The organism is Pseudomonas azadiae, from assembly GCF_019145355.1.
Lineage (GTDB): Bacteria > Pseudomonadota > Gammaproteobacteria > Pseudomonadales > Pseudomonadaceae > Aquipseudomonas > Aquipseudomonas azadiae.
Window position 1 is genome coordinate 1,435,522 of the sequence record NZ_JAHSTY010000001.1, and the last position, 22,565, is coordinate 1,458,086.

24 protein-coding genes are annotated in these 22,565 nt (G+C 61.1%); 12 read left to right on the forward strand and 12 right to left on the reverse strand.

Going from position 1 to position 22,565, the window contains the following annotated elements; all coding sequences use genetic code 11:
- Positions 1 to 42 precede the first annotated feature (42 nt).
- The gene (locus KVG91_RS06490) at positions 43 to 351 is read left to right on the forward strand and encodes a PepSY domain-containing protein (RefSeq protein ID WP_169377865.1); all 309 of its coding nucleotides are present in this window, start codon (positions 43 to 45) and stop codon (positions 349 to 351) included.
- A gap of 58 nt (positions 352 to 409) precedes the next feature.
- Here the strand turns inward: KVG91_RS06490 and KVG91_RS06495 are convergent, their stop codons facing one another.
- On the reverse strand, positions 410 to 2,038 hold the full coding sequence (locus tag KVG91_RS06495; protein WP_169377866.1) for a methyl-accepting chemotaxis protein: 1,629 nt from the start codon (positions 2,036 to 2,038) through the stop codon (positions 410 to 412).
- A gap of 258 nt (positions 2,039 to 2,296) precedes the next feature.
- Between KVG91_RS06495 and KVG91_RS06500 the strand changes: the two genes are divergently transcribed.
- The gene (locus KVG91_RS06500; RefSeq protein WP_076949657.1) at positions 2,297 to 3,316 is read left to right on the forward strand and encodes a transporter; all 1,020 of its coding nucleotides are present in this window, start codon (positions 2,297 to 2,299) and stop codon (positions 3,314 to 3,316) included.
- A gap of 228 nt (positions 3,317 to 3,544) precedes the next feature.
- Positions 3,545 to 5,161 (forward strand): inorganic phosphate transporter, encoded by a 1,617-nt coding sequence (locus tag KVG91_RS06505; RefSeq protein WP_169377867.1) that lies wholly within the window; start codon positions 3,545 to 3,547, stop codon positions 5,159 to 5,161.
- A 323-nt stretch (positions 5,162 to 5,484) separates the two neighbouring features.
- Here the strand turns inward: KVG91_RS06505 and KVG91_RS06510 are convergent, their stop codons facing one another.
- The 3 genes from KVG91_RS06510 to KVG91_RS06520 are packed head-to-tail and all read right to left on the reverse strand — an operon-like array spanning position 5,485 to position 8,148.
- The gene (locus tag KVG91_RS06510; protein ID WP_169378835.1) at positions 5,485 to 6,459 is read right to left on the reverse strand and encodes a 5-oxoprolinase subunit C family protein; all 975 of its coding nucleotides are present in this window, start codon (positions 6,457 to 6,459) and stop codon (positions 5,485 to 5,487) included.
- Positions 6,456 to 7,334 carry a 5-oxoprolinase subunit B family protein gene (locus KVG91_RS06515; RefSeq protein WP_169378834.1) on the reverse strand — a complete coding sequence of 293 codons (879 nt, stop codon included), beginning with the start codon at positions 7,332 to 7,334 and terminating at the stop codon, positions 6,456 to 6,458. Before KVG91_RS06515 ends, KVG91_RS06510 begins: the two co-directional genes overlap by 4 nt.
- Positions 7,335 to 7,389: 55 nt before the next feature.
- Positions 7,390 to 8,148, reverse strand: coding sequence for a 5-oxoprolinase subunit PxpA (locus KVG91_RS06520; RefSeq protein WP_169378833.1), 759 nt, complete (start codon positions 8,146 to 8,148; stop codon positions 7,390 to 7,392).
- A gap of 112 nt (positions 8,149 to 8,260) precedes the next feature.
- Between KVG91_RS06520 and KVG91_RS06525 the strand changes: the two genes are divergently transcribed.
- Positions 8,261 to 9,178, forward strand: coding sequence for a LysR family transcriptional regulator (locus KVG91_RS06525; protein WP_169378832.1), 918 nt, complete (start codon positions 8,261 to 8,263; stop codon positions 9,176 to 9,178).
- Here KVG91_RS06525 and KVG91_RS06530 read toward each other — a convergent pair.
- Positions 9,175 to 10,071 carry a LysR family transcriptional regulator gene (locus KVG91_RS06530; protein ID WP_169378831.1) on the reverse strand — a complete coding sequence of 299 codons (897 nt, stop codon included), beginning with the start codon at positions 10,069 to 10,071 and terminating at the stop codon, positions 9,175 to 9,177. The two genes, KVG91_RS06525 and KVG91_RS06530, sit on opposite strands and share 4 nt — an antisense overlap.
- Positions 10,072 to 10,177: 106 nt before the next feature.
- Here KVG91_RS06530 and KVG91_RS06535 point away from each other — a divergent pair, with 106 nt between their 5' ends.
- Positions 10,178 to 10,936: an SDR family NAD(P)-dependent oxidoreductase gene (locus KVG91_RS06535; protein WP_169378830.1), complete on the forward strand. Its 759-nt coding sequence runs from the start codon at positions 10,178 to 10,180 to the stop codon at positions 10,934 to 10,936.
- Here KVG91_RS06535 and KVG91_RS06540 read toward each other — a convergent pair.
- On the reverse strand, positions 10,835 to 11,347 hold the full coding sequence (locus tag KVG91_RS06540; RefSeq protein WP_169378829.1) for a multidrug/biocide efflux PACE transporter: 513 nt from the start codon (positions 11,345 to 11,347) through the stop codon (positions 10,835 to 10,837). The genes KVG91_RS06535 and KVG91_RS06540 overlap by 102 nt on opposite strands.
- A gap of 88 nt (positions 11,348 to 11,435) precedes the next feature.
- Here KVG91_RS06540 and KVG91_RS06545 point away from each other — a divergent pair, with 88 nt between their 5' ends.
- Positions 11,436 to 12,290: a LysR family transcriptional regulator gene (locus KVG91_RS06545; protein ID WP_169378828.1), complete on the forward strand. Its 855-nt coding sequence runs from the start codon at positions 11,436 to 11,438 to the stop codon at positions 12,288 to 12,290.
- A gap of 125 nt (positions 12,291 to 12,415) precedes the next feature.
- Here KVG91_RS06545 and KVG91_RS06550 read toward each other — a convergent pair whose 3' ends face one another.
- The 3 genes from KVG91_RS06550 to KVG91_RS06560 are packed head-to-tail and all read right to left on the reverse strand — an operon-like array spanning position 12,416 to position 14,457.
- Complete coding sequence (locus KVG91_RS06550) at positions 12,416 to 13,639, reverse strand: RNA polymerase sigma factor (RefSeq protein WP_169378827.1); 1,224 nt, start codon at positions 13,637 to 13,639, stop codon at positions 12,416 to 12,418.
- Positions 13,636 to 13,995 (reverse strand): YciI family protein, encoded by a 360-nt coding sequence (locus KVG91_RS06555; protein ID WP_169378826.1) that lies wholly within the window; start codon positions 13,993 to 13,995, stop codon positions 13,636 to 13,638. The genes KVG91_RS06550 and KVG91_RS06555 overlap by 4 nt, the downstream gene beginning before the upstream one ends.
- Positions 13,996 to 14,037: 42 nt before the next feature.
- A complete protein-coding gene (locus tag KVG91_RS06560) occupies positions 14,038 to 14,457 on the reverse strand; it encodes a YybH family protein (RefSeq protein ID WP_169378825.1) in 420 nt (139 codons plus the stop codon).
- Positions 14,458 to 14,606: 149 nt separating this feature from the next.
- Between KVG91_RS06560 and KVG91_RS06565 the strand changes: the two genes are divergently transcribed.
- The 3 genes from KVG91_RS06565 to KVG91_RS06575 are packed head-to-tail and all read left to right on the forward strand — an operon-like array spanning position 14,607 to position 16,623.
- A complete protein-coding gene (locus tag KVG91_RS06565) occupies positions 14,607 to 15,125 on the forward strand; it encodes a GNAT family N-acetyltransferase (protein WP_169378824.1) in 519 nt (172 codons plus the stop codon).
- 42 nt (positions 15,126 to 15,167) lie between these two features.
- Positions 15,168 to 15,422 (forward strand): helix-turn-helix domain-containing protein, encoded by a 255-nt coding sequence (locus tag KVG91_RS06570; RefSeq protein WP_169378823.1) that lies wholly within the window; start codon positions 15,168 to 15,170, stop codon positions 15,420 to 15,422.
- Entirely contained in the window at positions 15,415 to 16,623 is a 1,209-nt protein-coding gene (locus KVG91_RS06575; protein WP_169378822.1) for a type II toxin-antitoxin system HipA family toxin, read from the forward strand. The genes KVG91_RS06570 and KVG91_RS06575 overlap by 8 nt, the downstream gene beginning before the upstream one ends.
- A gap of 21 nt (positions 16,624 to 16,644) precedes the next feature.
- Here KVG91_RS06575 and KVG91_RS06580 read toward each other — a convergent pair whose 3' ends face one another.
- Positions 16,645 to 17,127, reverse strand: coding sequence for a GyrI-like domain-containing protein (locus tag KVG91_RS06580; protein ID WP_169378821.1), 483 nt, complete (start codon positions 17,125 to 17,127; stop codon positions 16,645 to 16,647).
- 195 nt (positions 17,128 to 17,322) lie between these two features.
- Here KVG91_RS06580 and alaC point away from each other — a divergent pair, with 195 nt between their 5' ends.
- Positions 17,323 to 18,534 (forward strand): alanine transaminase, encoded by a 1,212-nt coding sequence (alaC, locus tag KVG91_RS06585; protein ID WP_169378820.1) that lies wholly within the window; start codon positions 17,323 to 17,325, stop codon positions 18,532 to 18,534.
- Between the two features lie 154 nt (positions 18,535 to 18,688).
- Here the strand turns inward: alaC and KVG91_RS06590 are convergent, their stop codons facing one another.
- Both KVG91_RS06590 and KVG91_RS06595 read right to left on the reverse strand, forming a co-directional pair.
- The gene (locus tag KVG91_RS06590) at positions 18,689 to 20,041 is read right to left on the reverse strand and encodes a GntP family permease (protein ID WP_169378819.1); all 1,353 of its coding nucleotides are present in this window, start codon (positions 20,039 to 20,041) and stop codon (positions 18,689 to 18,691) included.
- A gap of 82 nt (positions 20,042 to 20,123) precedes the next feature.
- Entirely contained in the window at positions 20,124 to 20,657 is a 534-nt protein-coding gene (locus tag KVG91_RS06595; RefSeq protein ID WP_169378818.1) for a gluconokinase, read from the reverse strand.
- A gap of 212 nt (positions 20,658 to 20,869) precedes the next feature.
- Between KVG91_RS06595 and KVG91_RS06600 the strand changes: the two genes are divergently transcribed.
- Both KVG91_RS06600 and KVG91_RS06605 read left to right on the forward strand, forming a co-directional pair.
- Entirely contained in the window at positions 20,870 to 21,901 is a 1,032-nt protein-coding gene (locus tag KVG91_RS06600; RefSeq protein ID WP_169378836.1) for an HTH-type transcriptional regulator GntR, read from the forward strand.
- Positions 21,902 to 22,215: 314 nt separating this feature from the next.
- The gene (locus KVG91_RS06605) at positions 22,216 to 22,446 is read left to right on the forward strand and encodes a DUF6124 family protein (protein ID WP_169378817.1); all 231 of its coding nucleotides are present in this window, start codon (positions 22,216 to 22,218) and stop codon (positions 22,444 to 22,446) included.
- Positions 22,447 to 22,565: the final 119 nt, after the last annotated feature.

Genomic DNA, 22,565 nt, shown 5'->3' on the forward strand with positions numbered 1-22,565 from the left:
ATCTGGCGCCACTTAAACAGCTCAACCAGAAGGACACACACCATGAAAACCCTGACCGCTTTGTTCGCTGCCACCGCCCTGACCCTGACCGCCGGTCTGGCCCAGGCGGATGTTCGTCCCGACCAAGTTGAAGGTTTGATCAAGTCCGGCGCCGTGATGCCTTTCGAGAAACTCAACGCTGCCGCCGTGGCCAAACATGCTGGCGCCACCATCAACGACACCGAGCTGGACCACAACAACAGCGGCGTGCTGGTCTACGAAGTTGACCTGACCGACACCGCCGGCAAGAACTATGAAGTGAAGCTCGATGCCAAGACCGGCGCCGTGCTGGAAGACAAACTGGACACTTGATTCGAACTAAAAAAAAACGCCAACTTAGTTGGCGTTTTTTTTTACCCAAGTACGACGGTCAGGCGCCCAATCGCGCCGTCACTTCATTCAACTCGGCCGACAACCCGCGCAGATTCTGGCTCGCCGATTCGGTGCGCTTGACGTTATCGAGGTTGGCCGTGGCCACGGTCGTGATTTGGGTGATGTTGCGCGAGATATCCTCGGCCACCGACGTCTGTTCCTCGGCTGCCGTGGCGATCTGGCGATTCATGTCGCGGATCGCCTCCACCGCCTGGGTGATATGCGTCAGCATGGCGCCGGCCTGCGTCACCTTCTGCACACTGTCGTCACTGCACGACTGCCCGCTCACGATGGCTTCGGCCGCATTCACCGCACCGGTTTGCACCGCCTCGATAATACTGTTGATCTCGATGATCGACGCCGCCGTGCGTTGCGCCAGGCTGCGCACTTCATCAGCCACCACTGCAAAACCCCGGCCGGCTTCGCCTGCGCGGGCCGCTTCGATGGCGGCGTTGAGCGCCAGCAGGTTGGTCTGTTCGGCGATCCCGCGGATCACTTCCAGCACTTTGCCGATGCGCACGCTGTCGGTTTCCAAACGGCGGATGATAGTACCGGTGTTGAGGATTTCGTTGCGCATCTGGCCGATGGTGGCGATGGTCACTTGCATCACTTCACCGCCTTCGCGGGCTGAATGATCCGCCTCATCGGCAGCGCGCGAGGCACTGGCGGCATGGCGCGCGACTTCCTGGGCGGTGGCCGACATTTCGGTCATGGCCGTGGCCACCTGGTCGGTGCGGTTGAATTGTTCCTGGGTACCGGTGGCCATCTGCCCGGCGATCGAGTTGAGTTCGCCGCTGGCGCTGACCAGGTCGGTGGCGCTGCGCTGCAAGCGGTTGAAGGTCTCGGCCAGGAAGTCGCGCAAGGTATTGGCGGCAGCGGCCAGATGGCCCAGCTCATCCTGACGGCGGCTGGCCACGCGTTCAGCGAAGCGGCCGTGACTCAGTTGTGTGACGTAGTCGATCAAGCCGCGGATCGGCAGGATCAGGTTGCGGTTGATCAACCACAGGCTGAACAGGGCGATCACCACGCCGGACAGCAGCATGATTGCCAGGCCCAGCATCACCGTGCGCTCGGCATAGGCGCTGATGCTCAACGATTGTTGATTGCCTTGGGCGCGCAGGTCATTGACCAGCGCGCTCATCTGCTCGCTGGCGGCACGGTCCACGCCCTTGACCGCGGCGTCGCCGGCCGCCGCATCGCCTCCCGCCGCCACATACGCGTCGCGGCCCTTCTGGTAGGCGGCGCCGAGTTGCTGGTGTTCCTGGCGCAAGGTGTCGATGCGCCGACTCAACGCCGGATCATCGCCGGTGTGGGTCACCAAACGCGCGAGGATGCTTTGGACATCGCGTTGCCGATCCTGGAACTGGCTCCAGTATTTCTCCAGATCCTGAGGTTGCTTGCCACGCAACAGAACGTTTTTCCATTCCTGCACCTGCACCTTGAATTGCAGGTTGGCTTCGTCAATCAGCTGGGACGTGCGAAGGGGCCCTTCAAGCAGGCTGCGATAGCTGTGCACGCCATCGGAGAGGAAGTTGAAACACGCCAGAGCAATCAACAGTATCGCCAGCAAGCTGCCGCCGAGCAGCGAGAGGATTTGTGCTCTCAAAGAGGTTCGCAAAACATTCATCGGAAAAGTCTCAATACAGGTAAGTGGCGTCTGCACGCCATGACTCCCTGTCGACAAAGGCACCGCCTGTCCGCAGCGGTTGTTAATGCTCTGAATCGGCCGGAATAGAGCCTTCTTGATCCCATGCAGACGAACGGTCAATAAACTGTCACCTAACCGAAATAAATTTTAAATCGTCATAAAAATGTCAAATTCACCTGCGAAGATTCGCCACGCGACCTGTGAAACGTCCTACAGGCCTTTTCTTTGCGAGCCGCCATGAACCACAGCATCGACCACAGCCATCAGGACTCCGACCTGTTTGGCTTGCTTTACGGTTTTCGTTTTCGCCCAGGTGAAAAAGGCGAACAGATAGACTCGGCCACGGCGCTCCAGGCCCTGCAACAGCCGGGCGATCCGGAAGAGTTCTTGTGGCTGCACCTGAACCTGGCCCACGCTGCGTGCGAACGCTGGATGCAGGCGCACCTGGACCTGCCGGAAGAATTCTTCGAAGCCTTGCATGAAGGGTCGCGCTCCACCCGCATCGAACACGTCGACTCGGCCTTGCTGGCGGTGGTCAACGATGTGGTGTTCAACTTCAGCAGCATGGTGTCGTCGGACATTTCCACACTGTGGGTGTGCGCCCGCAGCCGCCTGTTGATCAGCGCGCGCCTGCAACCGTTGCATTCGGTGGACAAGCTGCGTTCGTCGGTCAAGGCCGGCGAAAGCTTCCGCTCGCCACTGGCCTTGCTGGTGCACTTGCTGCGCGACCAGGGTGAAGTACTGACCCAGATCGTGCGCAAGACCAGCATCAGCGTTGACCATATCGAAGACCAACTGCTGTCCTCGCGCTTGTCCACCAACCGCGCCGAACTGGGCGCGGCACGCCGGGTGCTGGTGCGCCTGCAACGCTTGCTCGCATTGGAGCCAGGCTCGCTGCTGCGCCTGCTTAACCGCCCGCCGCAGTGGCTGCAGAAGGAAGACGTGAAGGAATTGCGCAAGTCCACCGAAGAGTTTGCGCTGGTGATCAACGACCTGACAGCGCTGGGCGAACGCATCAAGCTGTTGCAGGAAGAGATCGCCGCCAACCTCAACGAGCAAAGCAGCCGCACGCTGTTTACCCTCACGGTGGTGACCGTGCTGGCGTTGCCGATCAACATCATCGCCGGTTTTTTCGGCATGAACGTGGGCGGCGTGCCGCTTTCCCAGGATCCGGAAGGGTTCTGGATATTGGTGGCGTTGGTGGCGACGTTTACCTTGATTGCCGGGCGTTGGGCGTTCCGCAAGTTCTCGACTTGAAATGATGATCAACGGTGGGAGCTGGCTTGCCTGCGATAGCGGTGTATCAGGCCCTGCAAGGGGGACTGACAAATCGCTATCGCAGGCAAGCCAGCTCCCACAGTCGTTTTGTGGTGCTTTTATGGACCGGCGGCATCCTCAATTATCCAAACACTGACCTGCCGCAGCATCTCTGTAACATTCTGCAATGACTATGAACGACATCCTCCCCACACTGGATGCCCCGGCATGGCCACCCCCTCCCTGATTGCCTCCCCCCACACCTCATCCGCAGGCCCCCAACCCAGGCTGGACAAGAAACCCGGCCTGGTGACGGTGATCATCTTCTTCGCGGTGCTCGCCATGGGCCTGTTGTTCACCGCCTACAGCCTGATGCATGACATGCGCGAAATGGGCGCCCAAGTCACCACTTGGACGCCGTTCCTGTTGCTGGGCGTGGCGCTGTTGATTGCCTTGGGCTTCGAGTTCGTCAACGGTTTCCACGACACCGCCAACGCCGTGGCGACGGTGATTTACACCAACTCGCTGCCGCCGCATTTTGCGGTGGTGTGGTCGGGCTTTTTCAACTTTCTCGGGGTGCTGCTTTCCAGCGGTGCGGTGGCGTTCGGCATCATTGCCTTGTTGCCGGTCGAACTGATTCTGCAGGTGGGTTCATCGGCGGGTTTTGCGATGATCTTTGCGCTGCTGATCGCCGCCATCCTGTGGAACCTCGGCACTTGGTGGCTGGGTTTGCCGGCCTCCTCGTCCCACACCCTGATCGGCTCGATCATCGGTGTAGGTGTCGCGAATGCCTTGATGCACGGGCGTGACGGTACCAGCGGCGTGGACTGGAGCCAGGCGATCAAGATTGGCTACGCGTTGCTGCTGTCGCCGCTGATCGGTTTTGCCTTTGCGGCGATGCTGTTGCTGGCGCTGCGGGCCTTCGTCAAGAACCGCGCGTTGTATAAGGCACCCAAAGGCGACGCCCCGCCACCGTGGTGGATCCGCGGCATGCTGATCGCCACCTGCACCGGTGTGTCTTTCGCCCACGGTTCCAACGATGGGCAGAAAGGCATGGGCCTGATCATGCTGATCCTGGTCGGGACCCTGCCGATGGCTTACGCGCTGAACCGCACCATGCCGGCCGAGCAGTCGTTGCAGTTTGCCGCTGTGGCCGAAGTCACCCAAGTGGCCCTGGTGAAAAGCGCACCGCAGCCGCTGGCGGGCGACCCGCGACCGATCCTGTCGACCTACGTGCGCACCAAGGAGCCCACAGCAGAACTGGTGCCTGCCCTCGCCGCCCTCGCAGGGCATATCGGCGACGAAGTCAAAGGCTACGGCTCCCTGGCCAAAGTGCCCGCCGAAGCCGTCGGCAACGTGCGTAACGACATGTACCTGACCAGCGAAACCATCCGTCTGATGGACAAGGGCAAGGTGGGTAACTTCGATGCTGACACCCAGGGCAAGCTGCAACTGTTCAAGCAGCAGATCGACGACGCCACACGCTTTATTCCGCTGTGGGTGAAAATCGCCGTGGCGATCGCCCTGGGCCTGGGTACCATGGTGGGCTGGAAGCGCATCGTGGTGACCGTGGGTGAAAAAATCGGCAAGACGCACCTGACCTACGCCCAGGGCGCCTCGGCCGAAATGGTCGCGATGCTGACCATTGGCGCGGCGGATATGTATGGGTTGCCGGTGTCGACCACGCATGTGTTGTCGTCAGGGGTGGCAGGGACGATGGTGGCCAATGGCGGAGGGCTGCAGATGCGGACCATCCGCAATTTGCTGATGGCGTGGGTGCTGACATTGCCAGCGGCGATCCTGTTATCAGGAAGCCTGTACTGGCTGTTCACCCAACTCTTCTGACCCAACATAGAACAAACTGTGGGAGCGGGCTTGCGTGCGATAGCCATAGGTATCTACACATTTTGTAGTGAGCGGGCTAGCCCCGCGCTGGGCTGAAGCGGCCCCAATAAAGTCACCGCAGAGTCCAGATAGAACCAGGTCGCCTGGTTTGGGGCGGCTTCGCCACCCAGCGCGGGGCAAGCCCGCTCACTACACGGAGTTTTTTCAGCCTTTGAACGTTGTGTAGATAGCTATGCTGCGATAGCGGTGTATCAGGCCCTGCAAGGGGGACTGACAAATAGCTATCGCAGGCAAGCCAGCTCCCACATGGGTTTTGCATCCATTCAGTGGATGAAGAGCCCAGCCATTGCCTTGAGGCGCTTCTTGTACACCCGCCGCGCCTCCAACGCCTCTTCCAGTGTCACCGCGACAAACCCTGCCCGCTGGTTCGGCTGCATCTGCCCGATCAGGTCCAGGTCGGCACTGATCACCGTGCCGATCATCGCGTAGCCGCCACCCGAGACCGCGTCCCGATGCAGCACAATCGGTTCCAGACCTGCCGGTACTTGGATCGAACCAATCGGGTAGCAACTGTCGACGATGTTCGATGGATCCGACCCCGCGCCAAACGGCTGCTCACGTGGCTGGAAGCTCAGCGCACTGCCGCCCTTGAAACGATAGCCAATGCGGTCGGCCTCGGAGCCTACCGTCCAGGGCTCGGCAAAAAAGCTGCGCTTGGCCGCCTCCGTCAGCCGCTCGTAATACAGCCCCGGCACCACGCGCAGGGTCACGTCGCCGCCGACCGAGCGGCGCAACGCCATCGGCAGACTGTTGCCCGCACGGCCCGTGTCGCTGGCCTCACCGATGGGCAATAGATCGCCCTCCTGCAGGCGCCGACCGTGAAACCCGCCGAGTGCGCCGAGGGTGTAGGTCGAGCGGCTGCCGAGCACCAGCGGCACGTCGATGCCACCGGCCACCGCCAGATAAGTCCGCGCGCCGGCCTTGGGAAATTCAAAGCGCAACACCTGCCCGGCCCGCACCTGGAAGGCGGTGTCCTGATGCACCACGTCGCCGTCCAGGCGCGGCGACATCAGCGCGCCGCTGAGCGCCACCAAGGCATCCCGTTGAAACTCCAATTCGGGGCCAATCAATGTGCATTCCAGCCCCGCCGCGCCCAGCGGATTGCCCACCAGGTGGTTGGCCGCGCTCAAGGCGTACTGGTCCAACGCGCCCGACGGCGGTATGCCCAAGTGGTAATAGCCTTCGCGGCCAAGGTCTTGCACGGAGGTGGCCAGGCCGGGTTTGAGGACCTTGATCATGCCAGCGCCTCCTGCAGGGATTTCGGATAACCCACGGGGTCGGCGAGAAAGGCATCGAGTGAAAATTCCACCGGGCGGATGCGCAGGTCGAAACGTCCTGCGTCCACTTCAGCGACGGCCAGGTCGTAGGCGTCGCGCTGGATCGGTTTGAACTGCACGATATCGCCGGGGCGAAAGAACACCATGTGCTCCTTGAGGTACGCCAGTTGCTGCGCCGGGTCGTAGATCGGCGCCGGGGTCACGCCGAACATCTGGTAACCGCCGGCACCGCGCACCGAATAAATGCAACCAAAACAGCCGCCGTGGCCAAGGGTGAGTTTCGGTGTGTCGGTGCGCGGGCGAAGGTATTTGGGCACCTGCAATTGGCGCTCGCGTTCAACCATCTGGAACATGAACGGCAGGCCCGCGACAAAGCCGACCATCGACACAAACCACGGCGCGCCGCTGTGGGCGGCGATAAACGCGTCGACATCGGCCAGGCCATTGATGCGGGCGGCATACTCCAGATCGGTGCCGCTGGGGTCCTGATGACGGTCGCGAAAACGCATGAGGGTTTCGTGCGTCCACGGGTCGTTGTAGAGCACCGGGATTTCGATAATGCGCGTGTGCAAGGTGCGTTCGGCCACGGCCTGGGCTTCGGCGGTCTGCACCGCGTCCAGCAGAACATGGGGCGCGATGCGGTCGGGGTCGAAGCGGATCTGGAACGACGCGTTGGCCAGGCACACATCCAGCACGCCCTCCAGCGCCAGGCGCTCCACGGCGCGAGTCACCGCCATGCCTTTGAAAAAGGCCTCCAGGGACATGCTCTCGCTGACCTCGGCAAACAGGTGTTCATCACCGCCGAAGCTGTAGCGGATGGGGGACGTTTCAGCCATGTCTGTTCCTCTTGGAATCATTGTAGAAAGGCAGGCAAAAAGTGAGGGTTCGATCTTATTGGGGTGTCCTGACCACGATTCCCGCCTGGTCCAGGGCTTCGCGAGTTGCTTCCACCAATTCCAAAGCACCGGGCGTGTCGCTGTGCAAGCAGATGGAATCGAATTCGATAAACAGGTCTTCGCCTTCCACGGTACGCACAAGCCCGGCCTGACACGCGCGCAAGACGCGCGCCGCCACCGTCGCAGGGTCCAGCGCGCGCACGTTGCGGGTAAACACGATGGAACCGGTCAGGTCGTACTCGCGGTCGGCATAGAACTCGCGCACCACCGGCTGCCCGAGCTCCTTGGCGACATGCCAGATCACCGAGTTGGGCATGCAGTACAGCAACAGCGTCGGCTCGATGATCTGCAGGTTTTGCACCAACAGCCGCGCCGCTTCTTCATCGCGGGCCAAGTGCATATACAGCGCGCCATGGGGCTTGATGTGTTGCAAGGGCACGCCTTGGGCACGGGCGATTTCACGCAGGGCGCCGAGCTGGTAGAGCATGTCGTCCACCAGTTCCTGGGCAGGTGCGTTGAGGTGGCGACGGCCAAAGCCGACCAGATCCCGGAACCCCGGATGCGCACCGATGGCCACGCCCAGTTGCTTGGCGCGCTCGACCGTGCGGCGCATGGTACCGGGGTCGCCGGCGTGGAAGCCGGTGGCGATATTGGCCGAGCTGATATAGGCCATCAGCTCTGCGTCGACGCCATCACCGATGGTCCAGGGGCCGAAGCCTTCGCCCATGTCCGAGTTGAAATCCACTGCCTGCATTGAAGTCGCTCCGCCTGGGTGATGCAGGAAAAGTAGGCTGCGGCTTGACCCCTTGGGAAGATCTATTATCAGATGGCCCATCTTCTGAAAATCAGATAGCCCGGAGCGGCAGATGTCCCTGACCTTGCGCCAAATCCGTTATTTCGTCGCCACCGCCGAGATCGGCCAGATTTCCCAGGCGGCCATCCACCTGAACATCTCCCAGTCGGCGGTGACCACGGCGATCAAGGAGCTGGAAGCCATGCTTGGCGTGCAACTGTTTGTGCGCTCGGCCCAGGGCATGAACCTGACCGACGCCGGCCGGCACTTTCTCAACCGTGCCTATGTGATCCTGCGCAGCGTCGATGACGCGCTCAACAGCCCGCTGCCCGACTACCGCGCCCGCGGCGTATTGCGCCTGGCCGCCAGCTACACGGTGCTCGGCTACTTCCTGCCCCACCACTTGCAGCGCCTGGAACACTGGCACCCGGATGTGACCATTGAAGTGTTCGAGCAAGAGCGCCAGGCCATCGAACAAGGTCTGCTCGATGGCCGGCTCGACATGGCGGTCGTGCTCACGGCCAACCTCACCCACCCGGCGATCGTCTCGGAAATCCTGTTCAATTCCGAACGCCGCCTGTGGCTGCCCAGCCATCACCCCTTGTGCGAGCGCGGCGCGGTGAGCCTGGCCGATGTGGCCCAGGAACCCTATATCCTGCTCACCGTCGACGAAGCCGAACACAGCGCCATGCGCTATTGGGAACAGGCCAGGCAAACACCCAAGGTGCGGTTGCGCACCAGTTCGGTGGAAGCCGTGCGCAGCATGGTCGCCAATGGCAGTGGCGTGGCGATCCTGTCGGACCTGGTGCACCGCCCCTGGTCCCTGGAAGGCAAGCGCATCGAAACCCTGACCGTCACCGACCCGGTCACGCCGATGAGCGTAGGGCTGGCCTGGCACCGTGAGCGTGCGTTCACCCCGGCGATGCAGGCGGTGCGCGATTATTTCCACGACGCCTTCCTCACACCGCAGCAGTTGTCGGCGCGGCGCTAGAGCTGGGATTGCAACGTCGCGGCGAGCCAATCCATGAACACCCGGACCCGCAGCGGCAAATGCCGTTGACCGGCGTAAAGCAACGACACATCCAACGGCGGTGCCGGGTAATCCGGCAGTACGGCGACCAATTCACCGCTGGCCAGCAACGCGCGAATGCCCAGCAACGGCACCTGGGTAATACCGAAACCGCCCAGGCACGCGGCCTGGTAGGCATCGGTGCTGTTCACGGTGACACGCCCCGCCATCGCCACCCGCTGCACCTTATTGCCGTGCTGGTATTCGAACCCCGCCGAACGCGCGCCCAACGGCCTTACGTAGTGCACCAGTTGATGCTGCGCCAGCTCGGCCAGCGTCTCGGGTCGACCGTAGCGCTCGATATACCCGGCGCTGACGCAGTTAACCATTGGCATGCTGCATACCCGGCGTGCAACCACCGTTTGGTCAGGCTGCGCGCCGACCCGCAAGACGCAGTCAAACCCTTCGGCGATCAGGTCCACCTGGCGGTCAGAGCTGCTGATCTCCAGGGCGATCAACGGGTGCGTATCCATGAACGACGGCAGGCGCGGCAGGATCAGTTCGCGCGCCATCACATTGGGCATATCCACGCGAATGCGTCCGCTCAGTTGCGCTTCATCCTGGCGAAACAGACCTTCGAGTTCTTCCATGTGCGCCAGCAAATCCTTGCTGCGCTCATACAACACGCGGCCGTCCTGGGTCGCCTGCACCTTGCGCGTGGTGCGCTGCAACAGGCGCGCGCCGAGCAGTTCTTCCAGCGCCTGCACATGTTCGGAGACCGTGGAGCGCGGCAGGCCCAGGCTGTCGCTGGCGGCGGTGAAACTCGACAGTTCGGTGACGCGCACAAAGGTGCGCAACAGCTCAAGCTTGTTCATGGGATTGTTCGCCTTATCCGGCCAGTGATTCCGGTATAGCGCTGTTTATCACGTCTGTGTCGGACAAATACACTCGTTTCACTACCACTGACCTGAGGAACCCACCATGACCCGTAAAATCGCACTGATCACCGGCGCCAGCCGCGGCCTGGGCAAGAGCGCCGCGCTGCACCTGGCGGCCCAAGGCGTCGACATCATCGGCACTTACCACAGCAAGGCGGATGAAGCGCAGGCCGTCGTCGCGCAGATCGAGCAACTCGGTGGCCGCGCCGCGATGTTGAAGCTGGACGTGGGCCAGAGCGCGACTTTCGGTGACTTCGCCCACGAGGTGGCTGGCGTGCTCAAGGACGTGTTCGCACAGGAGCACTTCGACTTCCTGATCAACAATGCCGGCATCGGTATTCACGCCAGCTTCGCCGAGACCACCGAGGCCCAGTTCGACCACTTGGTGGCGGTTCACTTCAAGGGGCCGTTTTTCCTTACCCAGACACTGCTGCCGTTGATCCGCGACGCGGGGCGCATCCTCAACATTTCCAGCGGCCTGGCGCGCTTCAGCCTGCCCGGTTATTCGGCTTACGCGGCGATGAAAGGCGCGATGGAAGTGCTGACCCGCTACCAGGCCAAGGAGTTGGGCGCGCGCAGGATCAGCGTCAACATCCTTGCACCCGGCGCCATCGAAACCGATTTCGGCGGCGGCGCCGTACGTGACAATGCCGCCCTCAACAGCCTGGTCGCCAACAACACCGCCCTGGGCCGCGCCGGCTTACCGGACGATATCGGCGGCGCCATCGCCAGCGTGTTGGCCGACGGCAGCCATTGGATCACCGGGCAGCGGATCGAGGCGTCGGGCGGCATGTTTTTGTAAAAGCCGTTCACGCAGCACGTCATAACCCCAGTGGTAGACATAGGTGTACGGCAGGAAGAAGAGCAACACGCCGATGTCGAGGATGAACGCCTGCACCAGGCTGATGTTCAGCCACGCCGCAATCAACGGCACGCACACCAGGATCAGGCCACCTTCGAACAGCAGCGCATGCAATGTGCGCGTCCAGCCGTTGGTGGCCAGGTGCAGGCGCGCCTTGAGACGGTCGAACAGGCCGTTGAAGATCACGTTCCAGGTCAGCGCCAGCAGGCTGATCGCCAGGGTGACCAGGCCCATCTCCATCGCGGGTTTGTCCATGATCCACGCCAGCATGGGGGTGCAGATCAACAAGGCGAGCGCCTCGAATCCGATGGCTTGGCACACGCGTTCCGTCGTTGATTTAAGCGGGGTCATGATGGGACTCCATGAGTGATGATGGTTGCCATCATTACTTCGCACGCCGATACTTCATAACCAATAACCATCGATCAAGGCGATAGTCATGGCCTCCCATGAAGTGCTGCACGCGTTTGTCCAGGCGGCCACCCAAGGCTCGTTTTCCGCGGCGGCGCGCAAGCTGGGCAAGAGCCAATCCACCGTCAGCGCGGCGGTGGCAAGCCTGGAGATCGACCTGGATGTGCTGTTGTTTGACCGCAGCAGCCGCAAGCCGACACTGACACCGGCCGGCCATGTGTTGCTACAACGCGCCGAGCAGGTGCTGGAGGCCAACAGCCGCCTTGAGTTGGCGGCGAGCCAGTTGTCCCACGGGTTGGAGCCGAAGCTGAGTATCGCCATGTCGGATACTTATCAGTCCGACCGTTTCGAAAACGCCCTCAGCGCCTTTGAACAGCGCTACCCGGACCTTGAACTCGAATGCCTGATCGCCGAATGCGAAGACTTGATCGCCCTGGTGCAAAGCGGCCGGGCGCAGATCGCATTTATCGACCAGCAGGCCGTTTACCCGCCGGACCTGACCGCCTCGCCCGTCGAGGAGCGCACCGAAATCGCCCTGTTCGTGGCCCCAGGCCATCCGCTGGCAGGTTTGCGCAACATCAGCGCGCAGGCCTTGCAGCAGCACCGCGAACTGCGCCTGGCCAGCATCGTCAACCCGAATGAAACCCGCGCCAGCGGCCGCGTATGGTCGGCGCCCAGTTATTTGATGCTGCTGGAGATGGCGCAATTGGGCTTCGGTTGGGCGCCGATCCCGCGCTGGCTGGTCGAACGGTTTGGCGGCGACCGCCTGGTGGAACTCAAGGCCCGCGGCTGGCCACGCGCGGTGGCGGTGGATGCGTTGTGGTCACGCCAGCATCCACCCGGGCCGGCGGGGAGCTGGTTGTTGAGCGCGATGCTGGAGTGAGCCTCTTCGGGCCAATGAAGATCAAATTGTGGGAGCGGGCTTGCTCGCGAATGCAAGGTGTCAGTCAGCATGCTTATGACTGATCCACCGCTCTCGCGAGCAGCCCGCTCCCACAGGTTTGATCTCTATCGTTTGGAAGATTCGAGTTCGGCGAGGCGGCGTTCGAGGAAGCGTTTTTCCGGGGTTAGCCGGGTCAGCGACAAGGCTTTTTCGTAGGCGGCGCGCGCCTCTGCAGTGCGCCCCAGTTGTCGGCAAAACTCCCCCCGTGCCGAATGCGCCAAGTGGTAATCCAGCAACTCGCCGCGCGCCAGAATCCCCTCTATTGCCTGTAATCCCGCCAGCGGTCCATCGCGCATGGCCACCGCTACGGCCCGGTTCAATTCGATCACCGCTGACGGCATTGTGCTGAGCAACGCGTCGTAGAGCCCGACTATCTGCGGCCAGTCTGTCTTGTCTGCACGCGTGGCTTCGGCATGCACCGCAGCAATGGCCGCTTGCAGGCTATAGGGGCCAAAACGCCGTGTGCGCAGCGCCTGCTCCACCAACGCGCAGCCTTCGGCGATCAAGGACGCATCCCACAGCGAACGGTCCTGCTCATTCAGCAGCACCAGTTCTCCTTCGGCCGAAGTGCGCGCCGGGCGGCGGGAGTGGTGCAGCAACATCAACGCCAGCAGGCCCATGACTTCGGGCTCGGGCAACAGTTGCAACAGCAAACGCCCCAGGCGAATGGCTTCACGCGTCAACGCTTCGCGGGTCAGGTCGGCGCCCATGGAGGCTGAATAGCCTTCGTTGAACACCAGGTAAATCACCCGCAGCACGGTGTCCAGACGCTCGGGCAGTTCTTCACGGGACGGCACTAGATACGGGATTTTTGCCTCGCGGATCTTGCCCTTGGCCCGCACGATGCGCTGGGCGATAGTGGCCGGTGTGACCAGAAACGCCCGGGCGATTTCCTCGGTGGTAAGGTCGCAGATCTCACGCAACGTCAGCGCCGCCTGGGCGTCGGCCGCCAACGCCGGATGGCAGCAGGTAAATATCAGGCGCAGGCGGTCGTCTTCCACGTCTTCATCACTCCAGTCAGCCGCTTCCAGCGCGTCGGCCTGCTCCTGCAGCAGCGGAGTGAAACGCGCCTGGCGGCGCAAACGGTCGATGGCCTTGAAGCGCCCGGTGGACACCAGCCAGGCGCACGGATTGTCCGGAACACCGTCCAGCGGCCAACGCAGCAGCGCGACGCAAAACGCCTCATGCAGGGCTTCTTCAGCCAGGTCGAAATCGCCGAGCACGCGAATCAGCGTCGCGAGCACCCGGCGTGATTCGCTGCGGTAGAGGGCCTCGACCGACAGGGTCAATCGGCGCGCCCCTCTTGCCCAAGCACGCGCACCGGGCGCACTTCCACACTGCCGACCCGAGCCGCCGGAATGCCGGCGGCCACCTGGATTGCTTCATTCAAGTCACGGGCCTCGATCAGGTAGAAACCGGCGAGTTGTTCCTTGGTTTCGGCAAACGGCCCGTCGGTGATCGACACCTTGCCGTTGCGCATGCGCACGGTGGTGGCGGTGCTCACCGACTCCAGCGCTTCGGCGGCAAGCATGCGGCCGCTGTCGTGGATGGTCTGCGCGTAGGCGTGGCACTCCGGGTCCTTGGGGCTGTCGGGCAGGCTGTGCAACAAGGCTTCAGCGCTGTAGACCAGGCACAGGTATTTCATGGCGTTCTCCGGTTTCGGGCTACTGACTATAGTTGGCGGCGCTCAAGGTTCCAGGTCGAACAGACCGGCGCCGGTTTCCATGTCGAACGGTGCGGACCAATGCTCATGCACCACTTTCCACTGGTCATCGATGCGCTGATAGCCGGCGCTGACGCGCATCCAGCAGGTTTTAAGCACGCCGTCCGGCCCGGTGCCACCGCAGTGGGCCAGCCAATGGGCGAAGGCAATCCCGTCGGCGGCGACTATGTGCAATTGGTGAAAATCAAACACGCCGGGGCCTGGGCAGAACGCCATGCAGGCTTTCCAGTGCGCCTGGTACGCTGCCTTGCCTTTGAATTGCAGCGCGTTGACCGCATCGAACGCGACGATGTCATCAGCATAGAAGCTGACGATTTTCTCGACATCCTTGGCAGTGACGGCCTGTTTCCATTGCTCGATCAGGGTGTTGATGGCAGTGCTCATGGCGATACTCCTGGCGGATAGGAAAAACACGGAAGACACCCTTAGTCGAATGACACTTCGGCAAATCGACACGCCGCTGAAAAATAATTTCGCGCCAGGCAAACCCGCTAGAATCCAGGCCTCTTTGTAGGATTTCGGACACGCCCCCGATGGAAACCCGCCTCGTTCCCTATGAGACGCTCAGCCTCGTACAGAAACAGCAACTCGACGCCCTGCACGTGCATCCCGAGCAACTGCCGTACTCCGGTGATATCTATTGCGCGCTGAACAGCCTGCTGGTCAATCCCAATCCCGCCGCTATCAAGGGTTTCGCCTTGCTCGCCGACGACCTTCCCGTGGCCTTCCTGCTGCTCAAACGCCCGCCGTGCCTGCCCCATTGGGCGGACGAACACAGCGCCACCTTGCACGCCTTGCAGGTGGACCGGCATCAGCAAGGCCGCGGTTTCGGCAAGGCCTGCCTGCAGGCTTTGCCCGCGGCGGCATTGCAAGCGTGGCCGCAGATAAAGGCGCTGGAATTGTCGGTGGATGCGGATAATGTGGCGGCGATGGGCTTGTATCTGCGAGCTGGATGGGTGGATAGCGGCGAGGCTTACAGGGGACGGATTGGGTATGAGCGCAGATTGAAATGGCTGTTTGGTCAGCACGACCTTGACAGCATAGAAATGTAACGTATACATAACTTAACGACTACCAAGTAATGAATACGTGACATGGACATTTCTGTAATTACCCAACGACTCGCTGTCCAACTGCGAACCATGCGCCTGAATCGTGGCTATAAACAGGCAGATCTGGCAAAGCTGGCCGGGATTACCCGGCAAAAACTGATCGAAATCGAAAAAGGCAGCCTCTCGGTCTCGATGAATGCCTATGCTCGGGTGGCTGCCGCTTTGGGCAGCGAATTCAAACTGGTGCCTGTGACGTTGCCGACCCTGGAGGAGCTGGAGGACTTGTTTAATGAATAGCCCCACGCTACGCGTTCATACGCCTCAAGGGGACAGTGGCAGCGTCTTGGTCGGTGCTGAAGACTATCTGTTCCGGTATAGCGATAACGCAAAGGCCGACAGCGCAATTAGCCTGTCGATGCCCGTCCGCGCGGAAGAATACCGGCGCAGGGACCTGCATCCCATCTTTCAGATGAATTTGCCGGAAGGCTACGTGCTGGAGCAACTGCGCAATCGCCTCGCCAAAACGGTCAAGGTCGACCCGATGTTGCTGCTGGCACTCTCGGGAAGCAGCGCGCCAATCGGTCGAGTTTTCGTGTCTTCGCAACAAGTGAACGAGCTGATCCACCGCAACAGCCCTCACACGACCGGGGAAAACCTCGACGAAATTCTTGCCTGGGACGGCGCGGAAGATCTGTTCGTCGAACTGGTGGATCGCTACATCCTGCGAGCGGGTATTTCCGGGGTGCAACCCAAAGTGCTGGTGCCGGAAAAACCACAAACACCCGAACAGAAATTCACCTCGAAAACCGACGACCTGATTATCAAAAGCGGGCGCGATGAGTTTCCAGGGTTGGCCATCAATGAATACCTGTGCATGTCCATTGCCCGGGATGCGGGCCTGCCCGTACCACCGTTTTATCTTTCACAGAACCATAAGCTGTTCATCATGCGGCGTTTTGATCGGGACGAACACCTCAACCCACTGGGCTTCGAAGACATGACCACGCTGATGGGCCTGTCCACCGAGCAAAAATACACCAAGAGTTACGCCGCCATGGCCAAGGCCGTACGCTTGTTCTGCGCCCCGGCACACCAGCGCAGTTCGCTGGATCAATTGTTCGATAGCGTAGCGCTGAGTTGCATCGTGGGTAATGGCGACGCGCATCTGAAAAACTACGGCGTGCTCTACAGTGATCCGCTGAAATCGGATACCCGGTTGGCGCCCGCCTACGACATCGTGAACACCACCGCTTACATCCCCGAGGACTCACTGGCATTGGACCTGAGCGGAAACAAGTCGTTATTCGCCTCGCGCCTGGGCATCCTTGAATTTGCCAGGACCTGCGAAGTCGAACAGCCTGAAACACGTATCCAGGCACTGCTGCAAACCCTCGAAGAGGTACTCAAGCGCGAAGACGATTATTGCCGGTTGGCGCCTGAGGTGGCGAACGCCATACGTCAGTCCGCCCAGGGTTATCAAACTAGCTTCGGGGGCTGAATCGCCCCCTGTTCCCGGCATTTAGGCTCTTTGCCCAACCGGCACCCAGATCTCCACCGTCCCCGTGCCCTTGCGCCCATCGAAATCCGCGCTGTAGCGCTCGAAATCCGCGCCCATCACCTTGTAGCCCGAATGCGGCAACCACTCGAACATGATGCGTTCGTACGTCTGCGCAAGCTGCTGCACCGGCCCGTAATGGGGGAACACGGCGTAGTTGAGCGGCGGAATTTCGATAGACTCGAAGTTGCTTGGCACGTCGCCCCTGGTGGGTACCTCTACCCCGGCGATGTAGTCGAATTCGCCCTGCCTGGGGTTATGGCAAACGCCATACGTCACACCGCCAACGCGCTTCTTGATGTCCTTGATGCACGTGTCGAACAACTCCCACAGTTTAGGGATATCGCCCACGGTAGCCTTTGAATAACGCCCCTGTACGCCGGCGATCACCATGGCCTTGCCGGCTTCCATGCGTGGCTCCAGCGCTTGTTTTGTCTGCTGATCCATACGAACAGTCTCCTTCTTATGAGGGAACAAACCCGCATCGAGTATAGGGGCATATCCGCACTGCACTCCATGCAGAAAATTTTCCTACGCATCTGGACAACTGGCCATCATCGACCGTATTGTCTGCCGCGCAGGCCACCGCAGTGGCCGACGTCGCTCGGACGGTTCCGGGCGCTTACGTACTTCGAGGCAACAATGGCCGAACAAGGTTCGCCGCGCCGCTTTGCGCGCATCGATCGACTCCCCCCTTACGTGTTCAATATTACTGCCGAGCTGAAGATGGCTGCGCGTCGGCGCGGCGAAGACATTATCGACTTGAGCATGGGCAACCCTGACGGCCCCACGCCACCGCACATCGTGGAAAAGCTCGTACAAGTCGCCCAGCGTGAGGACACCCACGGCTATTCCACCTCCAAAGGCATTCCGCGGCTGCGCCGGGCGATTTCGCGCTGGTACAAAGACCGCTACGAAGTGGATATCGACCCGGAAACCGAGGCCATCGTGACCATCGGTTCCAAGGAAGGCCTGGCGCACTTGATGCTGGCCACCCTGGATCAGGGCGACACCGTGCTGGTGCCCAACCCGAGCTACCCGATTCATATCTACGGTGCGGTGATTGCCGGCGCCCAGGTGCGTTCGGTGCCGCTGGTGCCGGGCGTGGATTTCTTCGCCGAACTGGAACGCGCGATTCGCGGCTCCATCCCCAAGCCGAAGATGATGATCCTCGGTTTCCCGTCCAACCCCACTGCGCAGTGCGTGGAACTGGATTTCTTCGAACGCGTGATCGCGCTGGCCAAGCAATACGATGTGCTGGTGATCCACGACCTGGCCTACGCGGACATCGTCTACGACGGCTGGAAAGCCCCGTCCATCATGCAAGTGCCGGGCGCCAAGGACATCGCGGTGGAGTTTTTCACCCTGTCCAAGAGCTACAACATGGCCGGTTGGCGCATCGGTTTCATGGTGGGCAACCCGGAACTGGTCAACGCCCTGGCACGCATCAAGAGCTACCACGACTACGGCACCTTCACCCCGTTGCAGGTGGCGGCGATTGCCGCGCTCGAAGGCGACCAGCAGTGTGTGAAAGACATTGCCGAGCAATACCGCCAGCGCCGTAATGTGCTGGTCAAGGGTCTGCATGAGCTGGGCTGGATGGTCGAGAATCCGAAGGCGTCGATGTACGTCTGGGCGAAAATCCCCGAGCAGTACGCCGCCATGGGCTCGCTGGAATTCGCCAAGAAACTGCTGCTGGAAGCCAAGGTGTGTGTGTCGCCGGGGATCGGCTTTGGGGAGTATGGCGATGACCATGTGCGCTTTGCGCTGATCGAAAACCAGGACCGGATTCGCCAGGCGGTGCGCGGGATTCGCGGGATGTTCAGGGCGGATGGGTTGGTTACTAAAGCCTGATCCTATCCACCTGCAGAAACCCAATCAATGTGGGAGCTGGCTTGCCTGCGATGCAAACACCTCGGTATGTCAGTTAGACCGAGGTGATGCTATCGCAGGCAAGCCAGCTCCCACATTTGGATTGGGTTTTCACCCAAGGTTCATGGTGTGTCTGTTAAACCACCAGCGACAGCAACATGATGAAGATCAGCGCCACGATCGACAGAATCGTCTCCATCGCCGTCCACGTCTTGAACGTCTCGGCCACGGTCATGTTGAAGTACTGCTTCACCAGCCAGAACCCGGCATCGTTGACGTGGGACAAAATCAACGAACCCGCCCCCGTCGCCAGCACCAGCAATTCACGGTTGACCCCAGGAATCATGCCCACCACCGGCACGACGATGCCTGCGCCGGTGATGGTTGCCACGGTGGCCGAACCGGTTGCAATGCGAATCACCGCCGCCACCAGCCACGCCAGCAGGATCGGATCGATCTGCGCGTTCACCGCCATATGACCGATCACGTCGCCCACGCCGCTGGTCACCAGCATCTGCTTGAAGCCACCACCGGCACCGATGATCAAGATGATCGCCGCGGTCGGCGCCAGGCTGGCGTCGAGCAGCTTCAGGATCTGTTTGGAGTGGATACCCTGGCGATGGCCAAAGGTGTACAGCGACAGCAGCAACGCCAGCAGCAAGGCGCTGATCGGGTGACCGATCATGTCCATCCAGTTGCGCACCACGTGGCCTTCGGCAAACGCGATGTCGGCGAAGGTCTTGAGCAGCATCAGGAACACCGGCAGCAGCACGGTGACGAGGGTGATGCCAAAGCTTGGCAGCGACTTGTTATCAGTCTCGCGGGCCAGTTGGTCGACCAGTTCCTGGGATGGGTTGCCCGGGATGTACTTGGCAATGAAGGTACCGAAGATCGGACCGGCAATGATGGCGGTCGGCAGGGCGACGATCAGGCCGTACAGGATGGTCTTGCCGATGTCCGCGCCAAACACGCCGATGGCCAGCAGCGGGCCCGGGTGCGGCGGCACCAGGCCGTGCACCGCCGAGAGGCCGGCCAGCAACGGGATGCCGATCTTGATCAGCGACACGCCGGTGCGGCGCGCGACGATGAATACCAGCGGGATCAGCAGCACGAAGCCGATTTCGAAGAACAGCGGAATGCCCACCAGGAAGGCGGCGAACATCATCGCCCACTGGACTTTTTCCTTGCCGAAGGCGCGGATCAGGGTCTGGGCAATCTGATCGGCGCCGCCGGATTCGGCCATCATCTTGCCGAGCATGGTGCCCAGCGCGAGGATGATGCCGACAAAGCCGAGCACCCCGCCGAAGCCGTCCTGGAACGCCTTAATGATTTTTTCCACGGGCATGCCCGAAGTCAGGCCGAGGAAACCGGCCGCAATGATCAATGCAATGAACGGGTGCACCTTGAACTTGGTGATCAGAACGATCAGCCCAATGATGGTAACCACTGCATCTAGCAGCAGGTAGGACTCGTGGGACATGCCAAACATGGGGGTCTCTCCTGTTTGTTGTTGTTATTAAAGCGGGTGTTGAATTTCCTGCCGGGGACAGCGCTATCTTTCCGGCAAAAAATTATCGGGTTGGTTCAAAACCGTGCTGCAGCCACCAGGCGTTGGTTTGCTCGGCCAACTCATCGACGCTGTCTTCGCTGGCGTTGAGGGCCAGGGTCAGCGGTTCGCCTTTGGGCGATTCGAGGGTGGCGAACTGGCTGTCGATCAGGCTGGCCGGCATGAAATGACCGGGGCGATGGGACACGCGGTCGGCGGCGACTTCGCGGGTCAGCTCCAGAAAGACAAAGCCCAGGCCTGGCGCGGCTTCGCGCAGGTGGTCGCGGTATTTCTTCTTGAGGGCTGAGCAGGTCAGCACAGGGTGCTCGCCCGCCTTGAGCGAACGGCGCAGTTCATCGCAGAGGATGTCGAGCCAGCCGGCGCGGTCGTCGTCGTTGAGGGGGTGGCCGGCGCTCATCTTTTCGATGTTCGCGGCGGGGTGAAAGCTGTCGCCTTCGATGGCGGTGGCGCCGTTCAGACGGCACAAGGCCTCGCTGACGCTGGTTTTGCCACAGCCGGCAACACCCATGATGACCAGGGCAGTAACAGGTTGACTCATAAACACCTCAGGACGCAGATAGCGCTACCTTTGCACACTGTAAGGCTAGTGCAAAAACAGGCTTTTCCCGCGCCGTCTTGTCTTTTTTTATGGAGTGACGCGTGCATCCGCTCCAATCATTTGAACGGGATCAGGCAACCCGACGTTCAAGCATTTGCAGCCGTTTGGAGACAGCGCTACCTTAGTGCCTCGATTTTTGTTTGGCAAGCCGCCTGATGACCTCCAAGAACGATAAAAATACTCGCACCACCGGTCGCCCCACCCTCAATGAAGTCGCACGCCTGGCCGGCGTCAGTCCCATCACTGCCTCCCGCGCCTTGCGCGGCATCAGCACCGTGGCCACCGAGCTTGTGGAAAAAGTGCAGCTCGCCGCCGCCGAACTCAACTACGTGGTCAACCCCGCCGCCCGCGCGCTGGCCTCGGCCCAGAGCCATTCGGTGGTGGTGTTGGTGCCGTCGTTGTCCAACCTGCTGTTTATCGAAACCCTCGAAGCGATCCACCAAGTGCTGCGGCCCAAGGGCTTTGAAGTACTGATCGGCAACTTTCACTATTCGCGCGATGAAGAAGAAAACCTGCTGCGCAATTACATGGCCTACCAGCCACGCGGGTTGCTGCTGACCGGGTTTGACCGCACCGAAAGCGCCCGACGGATGGTCGAGGCGAGCAATGTGCCGTGCGTCTACATGATGGACCTGGACCCCAATGCCGGGGTGAACTGCGTGGGTTTCTCGCAACTGAGCGCGGGCGAAACGGCGGCGGCGCATCTGTTGTCCCGTGGGTACAAACGCCTGGCGTATATCGGCGCGCAACTGGACCAACGCACGTTGCTGCGCGGCGAAGGTTTCCGTCGAGCGCTGCAACACGCCGGCTTGTACGACCCGGCGCTGGAACTGCTGACACCCCGCCCTTCCTCAGTCGGCCTGGGCGGTGAACTCTTCCTGCAACTGCTGGCAGCCCATCCCGACGTGGATGCAATCTTCTTCGGCAACGACGACCTGGCCCAGGGCGCCTTGCTCGAAGCCCTGCGCCATGGCATCAAAGTGCCGGAGCGCGTCGCGGTGCTCGGTTTCAACGACCTGCCAGCCTCGTCCTTCATGGTGCCGCGCCTGAGCAGCATCAGCACCCCGCGTGAGGCGATTGGACGGTGTGCGGCGGAGCACTTGTTGATGATCATGGCAGGCAACAAGATCGCCAAGCCGGTGGTGGACATGGGGTTTGAGTTGCAGGTGCGGGAGAGCACGTAGGAAGCCTGTAGGAAGCGGCTGACATTGCGGTAAGCGCCTTGCCCGGTTGCCTACGCTTACGTCAGAATCCGCCGGCTTGTGCACCTGGGGGTGGGTCTCTAAGGTTGGCCGGTCGCTGAATTTCTCGGTGATCGGGTTTAGTAGCCCGGCTTCCCACACAAGATGCATGAGCCTATCGATGCTTGATGGTGGCTGTGCGCAGGGCGCCTTCGGGTGCGCCGGGTTTGTGTGGGATACCGGTCTACTAACCTGCGTACAGCTGCCACCCTCGTTTAGTAGCGATGAGGTATCAGCCCAAATCAGGTACTTCAATAATGCAAAGCATCCCCACGCATACCCTCTTCACTGTCATCCCCGGCTCCTCTACCGAAACCCTGCTGATCAACAGCTACGAAACCGTCTGCTCCGTCAGTACTTTGTTGCTCGACCTGTCCGAAGACCTCACCGGCAAACACCGCGATGTGGCCTTGGCCATTCATCAGTTGAGTGAGCTATCCATCTTGCTGGTGGGCAAAGCCATGGACCAACACACACCGCGCATTTAGCGCCCGCCCCAGTAGATGTGGGAGCTGGCTTGCCTGCGATGACAGCGGGACAGCCAATGATGTGTTGATTGACACACCGCCTTCGCAGGCAAGCCAGCTCCCACATTTTGACTTTGCTC